The sequence below is a fragment of the Pseudomonas marginalis genome, from assembly GCF_024169655.1.
In the GTDB taxonomy this organism is placed as follows: Bacteria; Pseudomonadota; Gammaproteobacteria; order Pseudomonadales; family Pseudomonadaceae; genus Aquipseudomonas; species Aquipseudomonas paraveronii.
The window spans coordinates 3,884,276-3,897,772 of the sequence record NZ_JALJWV010000001.1; the positions used below are offsets into that span (position 1 = coordinate 3,884,276).

Annotated in this window: 15 protein-coding genes; 2 read left to right on the plus strand and 13 right to left on the minus strand. The window is 56.2% G+C overall.

The genetic code is table 11. The annotated features are described in order from the left end of the window. Window positions 1–9 precede the first annotated feature (9 nt). A complete protein-coding gene (locus J2Y83_RS17555) occupies window positions 10–1,527 on the plus strand; it encodes an ArnT family glycosyltransferase (RefSeq protein ID WP_253397110.1) in 1,518 nt (505 codons plus the stop codon). A gap of 23 nt (window positions 1,528–1,550) precedes the next feature. Here J2Y83_RS17555 and J2Y83_RS17560 read toward each other — a convergent pair whose 3' ends face one another. From J2Y83_RS17560 to J2Y83_RS17615, 13 genes are all read right to left on the minus strand, one after another. Further along, window positions 1,551–2,264 carry an AAA family ATPase gene (locus J2Y83_RS17560; RefSeq protein WP_253397112.1) on the minus strand — a complete coding sequence of 238 codons (714 nt, stop codon included), beginning with the start codon at window positions 2,262–2,264 and terminating at the stop codon, window positions 1,551–1,553. Then, window positions 2,264–3,007 carry an ABC transporter permease gene (locus tag J2Y83_RS17565; protein ID WP_253397114.1) on the minus strand — a complete coding sequence of 248 codons (744 nt, stop codon included), beginning with the start codon at window positions 3,005–3,007 and terminating at the stop codon, window positions 2,264–2,266. Before J2Y83_RS17565 ends, J2Y83_RS17560 begins: the two co-directional genes overlap by 1 nt. Before the next feature lie 8 nt (window positions 3,008–3,015). Continuing rightward, the gene (locus J2Y83_RS17570; RefSeq protein ID WP_253400410.1) at window positions 3,016–4,071 is read right to left on the minus strand and encodes a YcaO-like family protein; all 1,056 of its coding nucleotides are present in this window, start codon (window positions 4,069–4,071) and stop codon (window positions 3,016–3,018) included. 133 nt (window positions 4,072–4,204) lie between these two features. Beyond that, on the minus strand, window positions 4,205–5,011 hold the full coding sequence (locus J2Y83_RS17575) for a SagB/ThcOx family dehydrogenase (RefSeq protein ID WP_253397116.1): 807 nt from the start codon (window positions 5,009–5,011) through the stop codon (window positions 4,205–4,207). Beyond that, window positions 5,008–5,868 (minus strand): McbB family protein, encoded by an 861-nt coding sequence (locus tag J2Y83_RS17580; protein ID WP_253397118.1) that lies wholly within the window; start codon window positions 5,866–5,868, stop codon window positions 5,008–5,010. Before J2Y83_RS17580 ends, J2Y83_RS17575 begins: the two co-directional genes overlap by 4 nt. Before the next feature lie 91 nt (window positions 5,869–5,959). Then, entirely contained in the window at window positions 5,960–6,094 is a 135-nt protein-coding gene (locus tag J2Y83_RS29615; RefSeq protein ID WP_301295024.1) for a hypothetical protein, read from the minus strand. Window positions 6,095–6,571: 477 nt separating this feature from the next. Further along, complete coding sequence (locus J2Y83_RS17585) at window positions 6,572–6,823, minus strand: hypothetical protein (RefSeq protein WP_253397120.1); 252 nt, start codon at window positions 6,821–6,823, stop codon at window positions 6,572–6,574. A gap of 81 nt (window positions 6,824–6,904) precedes the next feature. Beyond that, complete coding sequence (locus tag J2Y83_RS17590) at window positions 6,905–7,837, minus strand: pyridoxamine 5'-phosphate oxidase family protein (RefSeq protein ID WP_253397122.1); 933 nt, start codon at window positions 7,835–7,837, stop codon at window positions 6,905–6,907. A 79-nt stretch (window positions 7,838–7,916) separates the two neighbouring features. Continuing rightward, on the minus strand, window positions 7,917–8,801 hold the full coding sequence (locus tag J2Y83_RS17595) for a LysR family transcriptional regulator (RefSeq protein WP_253397124.1): 885 nt from the start codon (window positions 8,799–8,801) through the stop codon (window positions 7,917–7,919). Continuing rightward, on the minus strand, window positions 8,801–9,721 hold the full coding sequence (locus tag J2Y83_RS17600) for a LysR family transcriptional regulator (protein WP_253397126.1): 921 nt from the start codon (window positions 9,719–9,721) through the stop codon (window positions 8,801–8,803). Before J2Y83_RS17600 ends, J2Y83_RS17595 begins: the two co-directional genes overlap by 1 nt. 18 nt (window positions 9,722–9,739) lie before the next feature. After that, complete coding sequence (locus J2Y83_RS17605; protein WP_253397128.1) at window positions 9,740–10,372, minus strand: glutathione S-transferase family protein; 633 nt, start codon at window positions 10,370–10,372, stop codon at window positions 9,740–9,742. 132 nt (window positions 10,373–10,504) lie between these two features. Beyond that, a complete protein-coding gene (locus J2Y83_RS17610) occupies window positions 10,505–11,296 on the minus strand; it encodes an ABC transporter permease (RefSeq protein ID WP_253397130.1) in 792 nt (263 codons plus the stop codon). Further along, window positions 11,293–11,970 carry an ABC transporter ATP-binding protein gene (locus J2Y83_RS17615; protein WP_253397132.1) on the minus strand — a complete coding sequence of 226 codons (678 nt, stop codon included), beginning with the start codon at window positions 11,968–11,970 and terminating at the stop codon, window positions 11,293–11,295. The genes J2Y83_RS17610 and J2Y83_RS17615 overlap by 4 nt, the downstream gene beginning before the upstream one ends. A 256-nt stretch (window positions 11,971–12,226) precedes the next feature. Between J2Y83_RS17615 and J2Y83_RS17620 the strand changes: the two genes are divergently transcribed. Further along, window positions 12,227–13,432 (plus strand): DUF1835 domain-containing protein, encoded by a 1,206-nt coding sequence (locus tag J2Y83_RS17620; protein WP_253397134.1) that lies wholly within the window; start codon window positions 12,227–12,229, stop codon window positions 13,430–13,432. Window positions 13,433–13,497: the final 65 nt, after the last annotated feature.

Here is a 13,497-nt window from a genome sequence, read left to right on the forward strand (position 1 = left end):
GAACCGTCCATGACTGTCTGGAAAACCGAACGTGGCGCCTTGCTGCTATTGCTGGGCGTTTCCGCCCTGCTCCTGCTGCTCGGCCTGGGCAGTCGCGACCTCTGGGGCCCGGAAACCCGCTGGGCGAACATCGCCGTGCAGATGCTGCAAAGCGGTGACTACTTCGACCCCTACCTCAAAGGCACGCCGTATTACGACAAGCCCCTGCCCTCCTATTGGCTGATCACCGGCTTCGCCAATCTGATGGGCGGGCTGGGGCCGTGGTCGCTGCGTCTGTCGTCGGTGATTTCCGCATGGTTGAGCATCTGGCTGGTGTACCTGATCGGCGAGCGCCTGTTTCGCAAAGGCACCGGGCTGATTGCCGGCTGGATGCTCGCCACCACGTTCTATTTCCTGTTCTGGGCGCGCGTGGCCACGGCGGATGTGCTCACCGTGTGTGGCGTGCTGGCGGCGGTGTGGTGGTACTGGCGCGGGCCGGATGACACACGACTGTGGCGCTACACGGTGTTTTTCCTGCTGTTGGCCGCGACCTCGCTGCTCAAGGGCTTGATCGGTTTTGTGCTGCCGGGCCTGGTGCTGCTGCCGCACCTGCTCAGCGAGCATCGCTACAAACGTCACCTCAACCTGCGCCTGGTGCTGGCGCTGTTGATTGCCGCAGGGTTCTATGCCATCCCCTTTGTGCTATCGCACCTCTACGGCGCGCCGACCTATGGCGAGAGCGGCCTGGCCCTGGTATTCCGCGAAAACGTCGTGCGTTTCTTCGACCCCTTCGACCATATGGGGCCGATCTATACCTATCTGATTTACCTGCCCGCCTACACCCTGCCCTGGGCACCGTGCTGGTTGCTCGGCCTGTGGCTGGTCGTGCGACATTGGCGTCAGACCCCGCCCAACGTGCGCTGGCTGGTATGGGGCCTGGGGCTGCTATTCGTGTTCTTCACCGCCAGCGGCAGCCGCCGCAGTTACTACGTGCTGCCACTGGTGCCGTTCGCCCAGTTGTTGGGCGCGTGGTGGCTCAGCGAACGGCTGGCAAAAAAAACCGCCAGTTGGCCGCGCTGGCAGAAAGGCTTTGGCATTGCCGCCGCACTGATGCTGCTGGTGCTCGGCGTGGCGTACCCGTGGACCAACGGCAACGGCGGCGTGACGCGTTTCGTCGAGGACGTGCAAGCTCAAGCCGAGAAGACCGCGCCGTGGAACCAATGGCAAATGGTGCTGGTGGAAGTCGACAATAAACTGCCGATGTACCTGCAAAACGGCGGCCAGCCGTTCTACTACGTCGCCGAAACCCAGGACTTCCCCCGCCAGGGCGACAGCGCTGCGTTCATGGCCTGGCTGGAACACACCAGCGGCCGCCGTTTCGACCCACAACACACGATTATCATCGTGCAGTATTCCAAGGACGATCCCGCGCCCCTCGCGTACCTGGGCACGGATCATCAGGTGATCACCACTCAGCCGGACAATGGCGAGCGGCTGTTTCACCAGCGTGCGGGGGGGAGTGTGGCGTTTATCCCGATGAGGAAATAACCGAGCTTAACGAGCGCCTGTCTTTAACCTTTTGGCAGGCTCGCCGCATGAATAAATGCCTCATCCAAACTGGATGCACCATAAGCGTTCATGAAACCCTGCGCATCAGTGAAGCGGTTGAAACGCTGCTGACTCAGCATGTAAAAGTCATCGCAGTGAGCAACGATCTCATCGACGTTATGCGATGAAACTAAAACAGCGACACCTTCTGCGGCAGCCCCCTCCAGGCATTTCCAGATGTGATAACGAAACTCAGGGTCGACACCTGCGGTGGGCTCATCCAGTATCACCAGATCTGCGTTAACGGAGAGTAGGGATAATGTAAAAAACCATCGTTTTTCTCCGTAACTGCAAAGGGATGATTTTTTCTTCCATATTTGACAATAGCGCTCAGCTATCCCCGGGCTCCATTTCTCAATTTTTTCCAGCGCGTGCTTTTGTGTGACCTTTGTATCGGAGCAAAATAGCATCATCATCTTAAAAACATCAAACATACGCAGCACCGGCGGCGTAGCAATGATTTGCGATAGATAAAGCAGCCTTGAGAACGAATTAGATATTTCACCGGAGTTTATTTTTTTCAGACGACAAACCGCATCAAAAAAAGTCGTCTTACCAGAACCATTAGGTCCTAACAGGCCTGAGATCGATCCAGCCTGGATCGTCAATGACGCGTTTTCAAACACGACATGACGCGCGTACTTGATACCAAGTGATTTTACGACAAGCCGCTTCATCAATAACGACTCCAAACTGGGTTAATGAGCAAAAAGCGTAAAGTTGTCAAAAATGAAAGAATAAAAAAACAAAAAACCATTATAACAAGGAGTGAACATTCAGCGACACCGATCAACATAATCCGGTTAGCCCACCACATCGGATTGAAAAACCTAATCACTTCAAATAGCGGGTGAGACGAGTTCATACCGACAATTCCCAGTGCCAACATCAGGAACGACAATATAGAGAACAGCGTGTTGGCATTTTGAAAGCCTATAGGAATCAACGTCAACAGAAGCGACGGAATGGAAAACAGAAGAAAGCATATGTAGAACCTTACAAGAACAGTAAGAAACTCAGCCACTTCCATCACACCAAAGTAATTTCTCGTAAACACATAAAAAGCTGAGCAATAGACAATCGACATAACAGAATAGGCAAAAAATTGCCCAACAAGAAAGACGGCCTTTGTACGCCAGGCATATACGAAAGACCTTAGAAAACCACTCTCTCTTCTTCCCACTATATAAAAAGCCAAGCCAAACAGAGCAACACTCGACGATACGAACGCATAAAACCACGAGGTACTATCTAGATAACCTTTAGGCACTTCGCCACCACCTACCCTGGCATAGCTTATCAAATAGAAAGTTACCGCAGGAGATATAACAATCCAAAACAGCGCGACGGGCTCCTTTAACTGTTCTTTAATAAATAGTCCCGCCAATAAAAACGACTTATACAAAGGGTAGTACTTCATCACTCACCTCAGGGAAACGGTACCATTTTCTCCACGCGCGACTGCAGTATCGCGCCCGCAAATCTTTTGGAGTACTTATTGCTCAAATTTATATTCTGTGAATTATTCATATGAAGAAAAAGATCAGGCGAAACATATTTACTAAAAATACAGCCAACACCATTAACCATCGAATGCCTTACATAAAAATAACCTAAAATACCCTGATCATTTAAAGCAGACAAAAAACCGGACAACGTAAATTCCACAGATGACACCAAACTTTCTCCGTCAACAACAACCTGAACATCAATGATTTCCTGATACGTTTTATATAAATTACATTCTAAAAAATATCGCAAATAATAGTCCTCAACTCGTTTCTCATCAGAATCGACAGACTTAAACAAATCCATAAATCGATAAGTTTGCCAAAGCTCCAGTATTGATTTTTCAAGTGCATCACTAACCGTCGCCGAATAGGACATTCCTGCGCAATAATTCACATGATGATTTGCCTTGCTTTGGCCATACACAACCAATATGCAAACACCCGGAAATCTAGCATCAGAAATATCAAATGCCGAGATCTCACCCGCAGAAATAAGAGCATGATATAAATGCCTGATTTTTTTGCGCGACAATAGCTCTAACGCTCGATCAGTGGACACTATGGAGCGACATTTTTTCGTCAACCAAAACCTCACAAGGAATTGCCGCTCAAGATACTCCTTCACGGCGCCTAAAAAAGCAAAATTTGGGCGCCAATGGAAACTGCACCCACAGGTATCTCTTAGTGGGTAAATAAAATTATCATCATCAAGACCATATGAAGAAAGAGAAATACAGACTGTGGGAATCAAGCACGTAGAGAAATCTAGAGCTCTCACAACCTTACTTAAAGTAAACTTATGTTCCTCAACCTCTCGAATAGAAACTTTTTTAGATGCCGTCTGAATAAAGGCACGGGCAAAGCTATCAACTTCTGTGTCCGTCAATGAGTCACTGAGAAAACCATACTTACTCGAAAGAACTTCTCTATAAAAATGACGACGTTCAAAATATTCACCTAAGGCAGTTTTGATTGAATTCGAACCTCAACCCACGCCGGACCCATTCACCGATAGCGCATCAGATACTTCTACAGAGTTTGGTAACGCGAGCAATCCTGCAGGCTGAAACAGCAATGAACCAGGCAGGTCTGGCTTCTGCATTAAATTAATAACTTTCATGCTGCTTGCCTATAAAATGAACACACATAGGAAAGAACAGGGCTGGATTTAACCCCAGTACCTTACAAAGCATAGAATCTGTATACGCAGACCAGAGTCGGCATGCAAGCCCCAGTGATTTAGCTTGGAGTTCCACCAGCATGTAGATCGAGCCAATTTCCATCAGCGCCATTCGGTAGCCGCGATACCGATACTTGAACAAGTTTTTCGGCATATAGGCGACGTAAATCAGTGCCAAACTGGGGCTGCCAATATCATTGGGCGGCGTTAGTATGGCGGCTTTGAGTTTTTCAATATCCGTCTCAACCTGCATCACCTCAAACCTTCTGGATTTTGGGAGTAAATGCAGAATCTTTCCCGCACCCGGCCAAGTACTACATTCATTAGAAAGAGAACAAAGAAAAATTTCGGCTGGGTAAAGCGCCCCACCACTTGGATAGCCCCCCTTGTAAGATTCCGTATTCATTGATAGCAATGGACCAACCAACTTTTCGACGTCTGCAAACTCTAACTCTCCTGGCACAAATCGCTCACAAGACTCATTTCGGCATAGCAGCCCTTTCCTGTGTTCATCGGAGAGCTTTAGTTCAACCGTCAAATCCATGTCAGGATAGAGAACCAATTCGTTCCCTGTTAATTGTGCAAGATGCCCCTCATCCAGAAAATGCAAGCTGGTGTGATGTTGAAATGCCTTATGGAGAGTAAAATTACCCTTACTATGAAATTCAAGTACCTCTTCATAGACTGACGCGTCTATAAACCTGAGATAATAATCATGCGGGACTTTTTTCATATTTCCGCCCCCAAACAATCACACATATACCAGTGCGAGTTCGACTCCTCGAAAATCCTACCATCACTTAACTGGAGGTATGTCGCATACAGAATATTATCCTGATACTTGCGCACCATGCCAACATCAGTAAAAAACTTAACTTTCCTGACTATAGCACCGATCACAATCAATTCTTGATAAAGACTTAATGCCTTGAAAGGCACACTGACATGCTTTCCTTTACAAAATGCCAGAACGCTTGCCCAGCTATTTTTAGAATGCGTAACAGACTCATTATTGACCAGCCTGTCAACGGTGCAAAAATGGCAAGGATTTCCTATTTCTGCAATATATGGCTGTCCTATACAAAAAAAACCACCCATCGGCCAGCAAACGCTAATAGCACTTTGTGGCGAAGCTTTCGCCAAATCAAAATGCAGCTTCTTTATAGAATCATACTCATAACCATAACACATCAACACCACAAAACATCTGCCCCCTCTAACGGACTCAACGACGTCGTCTGAAAACTCTTTGAACTCTAAAACCCCAGAAAACTCCTGCCTAAAAACATCCTCAAAAAAGCCTTTCCTTCCCAAAGAGTGCACAACCACTGTCTTTTCAAAATATAATTCCTCAACAGCGCCAAAAGGAATAATCCCCTTCAAAAATTCAAACGCACTGTTTGCCTCCAGGCCATTTTCAGAAAGCACCTCGTCCACATCGCCCTTGGTCATAACACTCGACAGTTTAAGCTGCCGAAGTGCTTTCAGCAGCGGTTGCGAGTGCACCTTTGAAACACCCATATCAGAGATAATTAAGCTTTCCGTTTCAAAATTCAAAATCTCATAGTTAGGTATGGTTATATTCATCATGCATTCCCCTGTAGAGGTTTTCTAGCCTCCGCCGGAAAACCTCGTTAAGTGGGTGACGGTTAAATTTACTCACTCGTCGGTTGTTGCTCGGTTATTGAATTGTGACCACACCCACCACTACCGCCGTTGCATCCACCGCCGCCACCACATCCACCGCTTCCGCCGCACCCACCTTGGCTTCCTGATGCGCCGGCGTTACCTGCATACGGATTGAACCCGTACTCATTATCAAAACTAAAAAACAGCTCTCCAAACTCTTCACTTTTCATCTCAATTCTCCTGAGTCCACACAGACACTATCTTTGCCCACTTATAAACAAGTGACGATAGCAATCTAGCTTTTCTGGAAAAAAATGCAATTTTTGCATACCTCATAATGTAGGAAAATTTACCAATAACTTTAGGAAAATTCTTTCACAAAAATCAGAAAACAAATAACTCCATGTAAGATAAAAAATCGCTACCCACGCTGAATAGGAACACTTAACCCTCGCAGAATTAATACCTTACGAAGCCTCAACCTGCACACATAACTTTTATTTAAATCCAGGAAGAGCATGTAGGACGCAGAACACATTCAAAGAAACTTATAAGAGAATCCGACATACGGTCTAACTTCAACTATTCGCCATATGTTCTTAGAGGAAAGGTCTGCGCGTTTTTTGCTGATCGAACCGGGATTCGGGCGGCGGAATAGAGACGCTCATCGGCGCTTTCCATTATGTTGCAGGGAAAACTCGGTGGTGGTGTCGATACTCTGGGACAAGGGCAGCAAAAACAGCGTCGCCGTACTCAGCAGAATTACCGGGAAAGGTGGCAAATCGCGCTGGCTATTGAAGCGGATCAACACCGAATAATCCCCTGCCTTGCCCTGGCCGGTTTCGACACTGCGAAACACCCCGGTTTCGCGTAACTGGTTACGACTTTGCGCGGCATTCAGCGGGTCGTCGACCATGACGTGGATCGGCTTGAGGTAGTCCTAACCGTCGGGCAACGCGCGCTCGGGCAGGGTATTGGTGGCCGCACAGCCAGTGCCCTACCAACGCCCCATCGCCAGGCTGTACGGCGAAAACTCCGCAAACCGCCACCTCAACGCCAACGCCGCCGGGCGGCGGACCACCTGTTCCACCGTGACCGTCCACAACCGCTGCGCGCCCTCGAACCGCGCCACCTCGGCCCCGCTGAGGATCAGTGAAGTGCGCCCGGCCAGGTGCATCACGTCCCCCGATGCAAAGTCGATGAACAACAACCCCGCCACCGGGTTGGCGTGCAGGTTGCCCAGGGTGTTGAAGAACAGGTTGCCGGCAAAGTCGGGGATGGTCAGCACGTTGCCTTCCACGCGCACGAAGCCGCGGTTGCCGCCGCGATGGGAGACGTCCACCGAGCGCTCGCCGTCGATGTCCACGTAGCTGGCGACAAAGAAGGTGTCGGCGTTGCGGATCATCGCGTGTGCGGCGTCATCCAGGCGGTTGCTGCGCTCGGCCACCTGCCCGGGTTTGCGGGCGACCCCGTCGACAGGTCGCAGTTGGATGTATTTGGGGCAGTTGCCGAAGGACTGGACCACATCGACCGCAAAGCCCCCGTGATCCAGCGCGCCGACACGCCCATTCAGGCGATTGCGGCGGCGCGTGTCGAGGTCGATGCCGAGCAAGCCGACGGCGGCCCCCGGACGCAAGCCGGACCGCGCCGGGTCGCTGATACCGGGCAGGCTGTCGATCTGCAAGGTGTGCGGGTCGGGCGAATGGGCAAACCCCGGCGCGCCTTCGATCATCGTCGCCCAGGGCATGCCGTGCGCGTCCACCACGCCGAGCATCAGGTACGGCAACAGCGGATAAAACCCTCGATGCTGCTCGGGCAGATGATCGCGGATCACCTTGGCGCCAATCATGTCCATGCGCTCGGCAGCACCGGCGCTTGCTTGCATCTGCCGTTCACCGGCATGCCAGGGGGAGTGTTCGGTCGGTTGCATGGCAATCACCTCGTGTCAGATAGCCAGATGCTGCGCCCCGCCAGGCAGCGAGAGAATACCCACGTTCGGCAATCGAGCATTACGCCAACTGAAACGCCGGATGCTCGCGCAGCGCCGCCACGCAGTGATCGACAAAACTGCGCACGCGCATCGGTGCATGGCGGCCTTCGCGGTAGACCACGTTGACCGGCAACGGCGCCAACTCGTGGGCGGGCAGGACGCGGCGCAACTGACCGCTGATGAGGTGCTCGTGAATCGGGTAGCTCAGGCAACGGATGATCCCTGCGCCATGCACAGCCGCATTGATCGCACCTTGCACCGTGGCGCAGCGCAGGCGTGTACGGGCCTTGAGGTGGGCGTGGGGGAAATCCCAGTGGACCTGATCGGCGCTGGCGATCAGGCGATGTTGTTTGAGATCGTCCGGGTGCGCGGGTTTGCCGTGGGCCGCGAGGTAATCGGGGCTGGCGCAGAGGATCTGCCGCACCTGGCCGACCGGCCGTGCGATCAGCGACGAGTTCGGCAACGCGCCGACCAGGATCGCCACGTCCAACCCCTCTTCGTGCAGGTTGGGGTAATAGTCGTGGTAGCGGGCCGTCAGGTACACATCGGGGTGGCGGTCCATATAACCGGCCAGGATCGGCGCCATCACGTACCGGCTGAACAGCAACGGCAAGAACACCCGCAGATTGCCCTGGGCCTGCACATGCGCGCCGTTGGCCGAGGCTTCGGCGGCGTCCACCGCGGCCAGCAGGCGCACGCAGTCGGCCAGGTAGGCGCTGCCTGCGTCGGTGAGGCGCACTCCCCGCGTACTGCGCTGCAGCAACGCCACGTGCAGGCGTGCTTCCAACCGCGCCAGCGCGCGCACCAGCGTCGCGCTCGACACCTGGGCACTGCGCGCCGCCGCAGCCAGGCTCGGTTGCCCGGCCAGCGCCGCAAACAGCTGCATGTCGCGATAGCGCTCCATCAGCTAGGCCGCTGCGGCGCCGGGTTCAGGCCACGGTCCTGGGCGAAACGCTGGGTGAGGAAGTCGACGAAGGTCTGCACCTTCGCCGGTACGCGAACGCCCTTCTGGAACACCACCTGGATCGGCAGCGGCGCGGGTTCGAACGCGTCGAGGACAATCTCCAGCTCACCGGCCGCCACCGCCGCCGCCACCTGATAGGACAGCACCCTCGTCATGCCCCAGCCGATGCGCGCCAGGTTGATCGCGGCGTTGTTTGCCGTGACCACCAGGCGCGGCGCGATGGGCACCGTCAGCAGCCGGTCGCCGTCGACGAATTGCCACTCGCTGATCAACTGGCTGGCCGACGACGTGGCGATCTTGGCTTCACGCAACTGCTCGGGACGTTGCGGCCGCCCGTGCTGATCGAGATAGCCGGGCGATGCGCACACCACCCGCCGCACTTCACCGACCTGGATCGCCTGTTGCCAAGGCTCCTGCAGATGACCGATGCGCACGGCCACGTCGACGCCTTCGTCGGTCATGTTCACCACGCGGTCGACCAGCAAGGCGTTGATGTTCACCAGGGGAAAACGATCGAGATACGCCCCCAGCAACGGCGCCACATACAGCTCGCCAAACAGCACCGGGGCGGTCACGCTCAGTTGGCCGCAGGGGATGGAATAACTGCCCGCCGCCGCTTCCTCGGCTTCGTCCAGCTCGGCGAGGATGCGTCGACAGTCTTCCAGGTAGCGCTGGCCGGCTTCGGTCAGGTGCAGGCTGCGGGTGGTGCGCGCCAGCAGTTGGGTGCCGATGCGCTGTTCCATCGCAGCAATCGCCCGGGTCACGCTGGGCGGCGAAGTTTTCAGGCGGCGCGCGGCGGCGGCGAAGCCCTCCTCCTCGGCCACCGCGAGGAACACCTGCATTTCATGAAATCGGTCCATCGGCGTCCCTCTTGAAGGTTACTGTGCTTGCAGGCCCACCGCCGTGCGTGGCATGCCGACAAACCCCGGCAACGCTTCGATACTGGCCAGCCACGCGCGCACTTGAGGGTAGTCGGCCAGCGACACATTGCCTTCCGGCGCGTGGGCCACGTAGGTATAGAAGGCGATGTCGGCAATGCTCGGCTGCTCACTGGCCAGGAAGCGGCTTTGGCCCAGTTGCTGTTCAAGCAATTGCAGCAAGGCATGGGAGCGGCTGATGGCGGTGACGGTATCGACATCCGCGCCAAACACCACCGCCAGCCGCGCGGTCGCCGGTCCGGCGTGCAACTGACCGGCGGCGGCCGAGAGCCAGCGCTGCACACGCGCCTGGCCCAGCGGGTCGCTCGGCAGCCATTGGCCGTTGCCGTACTTGCTCGCCAGGTACAGCAGAATCGCGTTGGAATCGGCGAGTACGGTGCCGTTGTCATCGATCGCCGGCACCTGGCCGAACGGGTTGATCGTGTCGACGAATTCAGCGGCCTTGTGCGCGCCTTGCTTGAGGTCGACCAAGATGAATTCACTGGGCAGGCCCAACAGCGACAACATCAGCTCGACCCGATGGGAATGGCCGGACAGGGGAAAACCATAGAGTTTGATCGCAGATTGGGACATGAAAGGCTCCAAAAAAGTGGGGGTCTTGACGCCAGGCATGTTCCGCCGCTGCCTCAATCGATGGAATCACCAGGATTTACAATCGAGCATTTCAGCTGGTGAAACAATCATCGGCGGTTCGTCGCCTGGCCGTCAGCGCTCTTGCAGCCGATCACGCAAAAACCGATGACTCCTGGAAAACAGGCGCCGGTAGGTGAGCAGCACCGCGCCGACCGTGCCCAACGCCGACGAGGCGGCGATCAAAAACATGATCACGATCTGGTACCGCACCGCGTCCACCGGGCTCTCCCCCGCCAGCACCTGGCCGGTCATCATGCCGGGCAGGCTGACGATACCGACCACGGTCATCTGGTTCAGCGTCGGGATCATCCCGGCGCGCACCGCCTGGCGGATCGCTTCCTGCGCCGCTTCCCAGCGTGAGCCGCCGAGGGCCAGGATCATCTCGATGGTGTTGCGACCCGAGGTCAATTCCTGGGTCATGCGCTCTATGCCCAGGGACACGCCGGTCAAGGTGTTGCCGAGGATCATGCCGAGGATCGGGATCGCGTACTGCGGCTCGTACCACGGGTGGATACGAATCACCGCAAACAAGCCCACCGCCGTGACCAGCCACGAACTGCCCCACACTGACACGATGCTGTCGATCCGTTGCCCACGGTAAGTGCGCCGCCCGCGCCCCGCCGCCGACAGGCCGGCAATCAGGGTCATCGCGCACATCAGCGGCAGCACCACGTACCAATAGGCGAACGCGAACACCCAGCCCAGCAGGTAACCGATCGCCAACAGTTGCACCACGGTACGCACGGCGGCCCACAGCAACTGGCGCTCCAGACCCAGGCGCAACGCCAGCGACAGCGCGCCGTTGATCAGGATCAGCGAGGCGGCGATGGCCATGTCCAGCGCGGTCAGGTTCTGATAGTTCATGGTGGTGTGGCTCCGCTCAGCACACCGGCGCGCATGTGCAGGTGGATGTCACTCATGCGTTGGGCCTGTTCCAGGTCATGCGACACCCAGACATACGCGCGGGTGGGATCATCGGCGAACCAGGCGTCGATCAGCGCTTCGACATCGTGCGAGGACGCGGGGTCGAGGGCGGCGGTGGGTTCGTCCAGCAACAGCACGTCGGGGTTGAGCTGCAGCGTGCGGATCAACGCCACTACCTGAGACTCGCCGCCCGACAGGTCGCTGGCGTTTTTTGCCAGGAAGTCGGGCGACTTGCCGGCGTGCTGCAGCAGCGCAGTGACGCTCGCCAGCTCGAAATGGCGTTTACGCAGGATCTTGAGGCTGAAGGGAAAACGCAGATTGTCTTGCACCGTGCCGTCGATCAGCGCCGGGCGTTGAGACAGATAGCAGATGCGGCTGCGGTACTCGGGAATGTCTGTGTCAGCGATCGGCCGGCTATTCCACAGGACCTGCCCCGATGTGGGCGCGTCCAGCAACGCCAGTGCCCGCAGGAACACGCTTTTGCCGGAACCGGACGCGCCAGTGATCGACACGCGGTCGCCGCGGTGCAAGCTGAAGTCAGTGGGCTGGAGCAAGGCCACCTGGCGACGCTCATCCCGGCGCGCAAGGGCGCGGGTTTCGATCAGTGCGCTCATGGACGCGATGCTCCTCATGGTTCGGTCAGGCGCAATGGTGAAGCAGGCGAGCGGGCGTTTCATAGCAAAAGTTCATACGATGGCGACCGGCCCTGTGGCGAGCGCCTTGCAATCAGCCCCTGCCCTGCCTATATTTGCCGCCTGGCGCTCTCTACGCCACCTTCCGCGGAAAGGGCTGCGCCCAAGACAGTGAAGCACTCCCTCGTTTCTACGACTCCCAACCTTAAAGCGGAAAAGGTTTGTGCTAGGAGCTCGTATGTCGCAACGCCGCGTATCCTCGACCGCTGATGGCCGTCTCAACCTTGAGCAGCAGCGCAAGCGCGCCAAGGAACTGTTGGCACGCCTGAAAAGCGAAAACCCCGACGCCACCTTGTCCCAGGCTCAATGGCAGATCGCCAAACAGCTGGGTTTCAGCAGTTGGCCCCAGCTCAAGGCCCATGTCGACGCCATCGACTTCGCCGCCCGCCATCCCGACTTCGCCGCCAGCGACGAAGCCCGCACCACCCATTGGCGCTGTGGCAACGACATTGCCCATAGCCTGCAATTGGCGGGGTTCAAGGGGCGCTTCCAGATGCTCAGCGACCCGTTGTGCATGGGCCCGGTTCGCGACCTGCCCCGCGACGAATTCCGCACCATGCGCAGCGCATTCATCAGCCAGGCTTTTGGCCTGGGCGAAGCGGATGTCGCGCGCCGTGTCGCCGATGAATACAACCAACTGGAAACCTTGGCCAGCGCCGAACACAGCGTGCAGTGGTGCGAGGCGGATGCGTATGACCAACTGTTCCTGATCCGCGCCCTGGCCGGTCTTGACCAGGCACCGCGCAAGCTGGAACTGATCGAGGTGGACCGCATCCCGGGGGTAGAACGCTTTATCGGCATTGGCCAATTAGCCCCCGATGTACTGGCGTGGTTATGGCCGCAGCGGCGCTTGATCGATGACGACGCGGTGCAGTTGGCCCGTGAAGCATGGTCAGCCTACTGCGCCAGTTCTCCGCTTGAGCTGGCGGCACTGGCCCAGGGTACGCATCCCGCCCTGCCCTTGCTGGCACCCGCCTTGCGACGCCAGTTGCAGGAATTGCCAGGGGCGAGGGATGGCTTGTCACTGACCGAACGCCTGTCTCTGGCCTACATCGCCGAAGCCGGGCCGGTCGCGTTCGGGCGCGTGTTTGCCGAGTTGATGGGCAAGCGCGAACCACTGCCGTTCCTCGGGGACATGATGTTCCATGCACTGCTGCGGCCGTTGATCGACGGCGAGCGGCCTTTGTTGACGGAAACCGAGACTCATCTTGAATGGCCTCGGCGGGTACTGGCGTTGACGGCGTTGGGGCACACCGTACTGAGCGGCGATGCTTATTGGCTGGACCACGCCAGCCATGAACGCTGGGTCGGCGGTGTTTGCCTGAGGCCCGGCCAATCTCATTGGAGCCTTGATGAACAGCTGTCGCCGGTATGGCGGCCTTGATTCGCGGGGGGATTTCGTCCGGGCCGGACACAATATCGGTGAGGCCCGGCGCAAGGTGCTTTCAA

Bases quoted from the DNA above. Each gene is read 5' to 3' on its own strand.
- J2Y83_RS17605 (WP_253397128.1), bottom strand. From the start codon at position 10,372: ATGTCCCAATCTGCGATCAAACTCTATGGTTTTCCCCTGTCCGGCCAT.
- J2Y83_RS17580 (WP_253397118.1), bottom strand. From the start codon at position 5,868: ATGATGAATATAACCATACCTAACTATGAGATTTTGAATTTTGAAACG.
- J2Y83_RS17595 (WP_253397124.1), bottom strand. From the start codon at position 8,801: ATGGAGCGCTATCGCGACATGCAGCTGTTTGCGGCGCTGGCCGGGCAA.
- J2Y83_RS17575 (WP_253397116.1), bottom strand. From the start codon at position 5,011: ATGAAAAAAGTCCCGCATGATTATTATCTCAGGTTTATAGACGCGTCA.
- J2Y83_RS17610 (WP_253397130.1), bottom strand. From the start codon at position 11,296: ATGAACTATCAGAACCTGACCGCGCTGGACATGGCCATCGCCGCCTCG.
- J2Y83_RS17585 (WP_253397120.1), bottom strand. From the start codon at position 6,823: ATGGTCGACGACCCGCTGAATGCCGCGCAAAGTCGTAACCAGTTACGC.
- J2Y83_RS29615 (WP_301295024.1), bottom strand. From the start codon at position 6,094: ATGAGTACGGGTTCAATCCGTATGCAGGTAACGCCGGCGCATCAGGAA.
- J2Y83_RS17615 (WP_253397132.1), bottom strand. From the start codon at position 11,970: ATGAGCGCACTGATCGAAACCCGCGCCCTTGCGCGCCGGGATGAGCGT.
- J2Y83_RS17600 (WP_253397126.1), bottom strand. From the start codon at position 9,721: ATGGACCGATTTCATGAAATGCAGGTGTTCCTCGCGGTGGCCGAGGAG.
- J2Y83_RS17620 (WP_253397134.1), top strand. From the start codon at position 12,227: ATGTCGCAACGCCGCGTATCCTCGACCGCTGATGGCCGTCTCAACCTT.
- J2Y83_RS17590 (WP_253397122.1), bottom strand. From the start codon at position 7,837: ATGCAACCGACCGAACACTCCCCCTGGCATGCCGGTGAACGGCAGATG.
- J2Y83_RS17565 (WP_253397114.1), bottom strand. From the start codon at position 3,007: ATGAAGTACTACCCTTTGTATAAGTCGTTTTTATTGGCGGGACTATTT.
- J2Y83_RS17555 (WP_253397110.1), top strand. From the start codon at position 10: ATGACTGTCTGGAAAACCGAACGTGGCGCCTTGCTGCTATTGCTGGGC.
- J2Y83_RS17560 (WP_253397112.1), bottom strand. From the start codon at position 2,264: ATGAAGCGGCTTGTCGTAAAATCACTTGGTATCAAGTACGCGCGTCAT.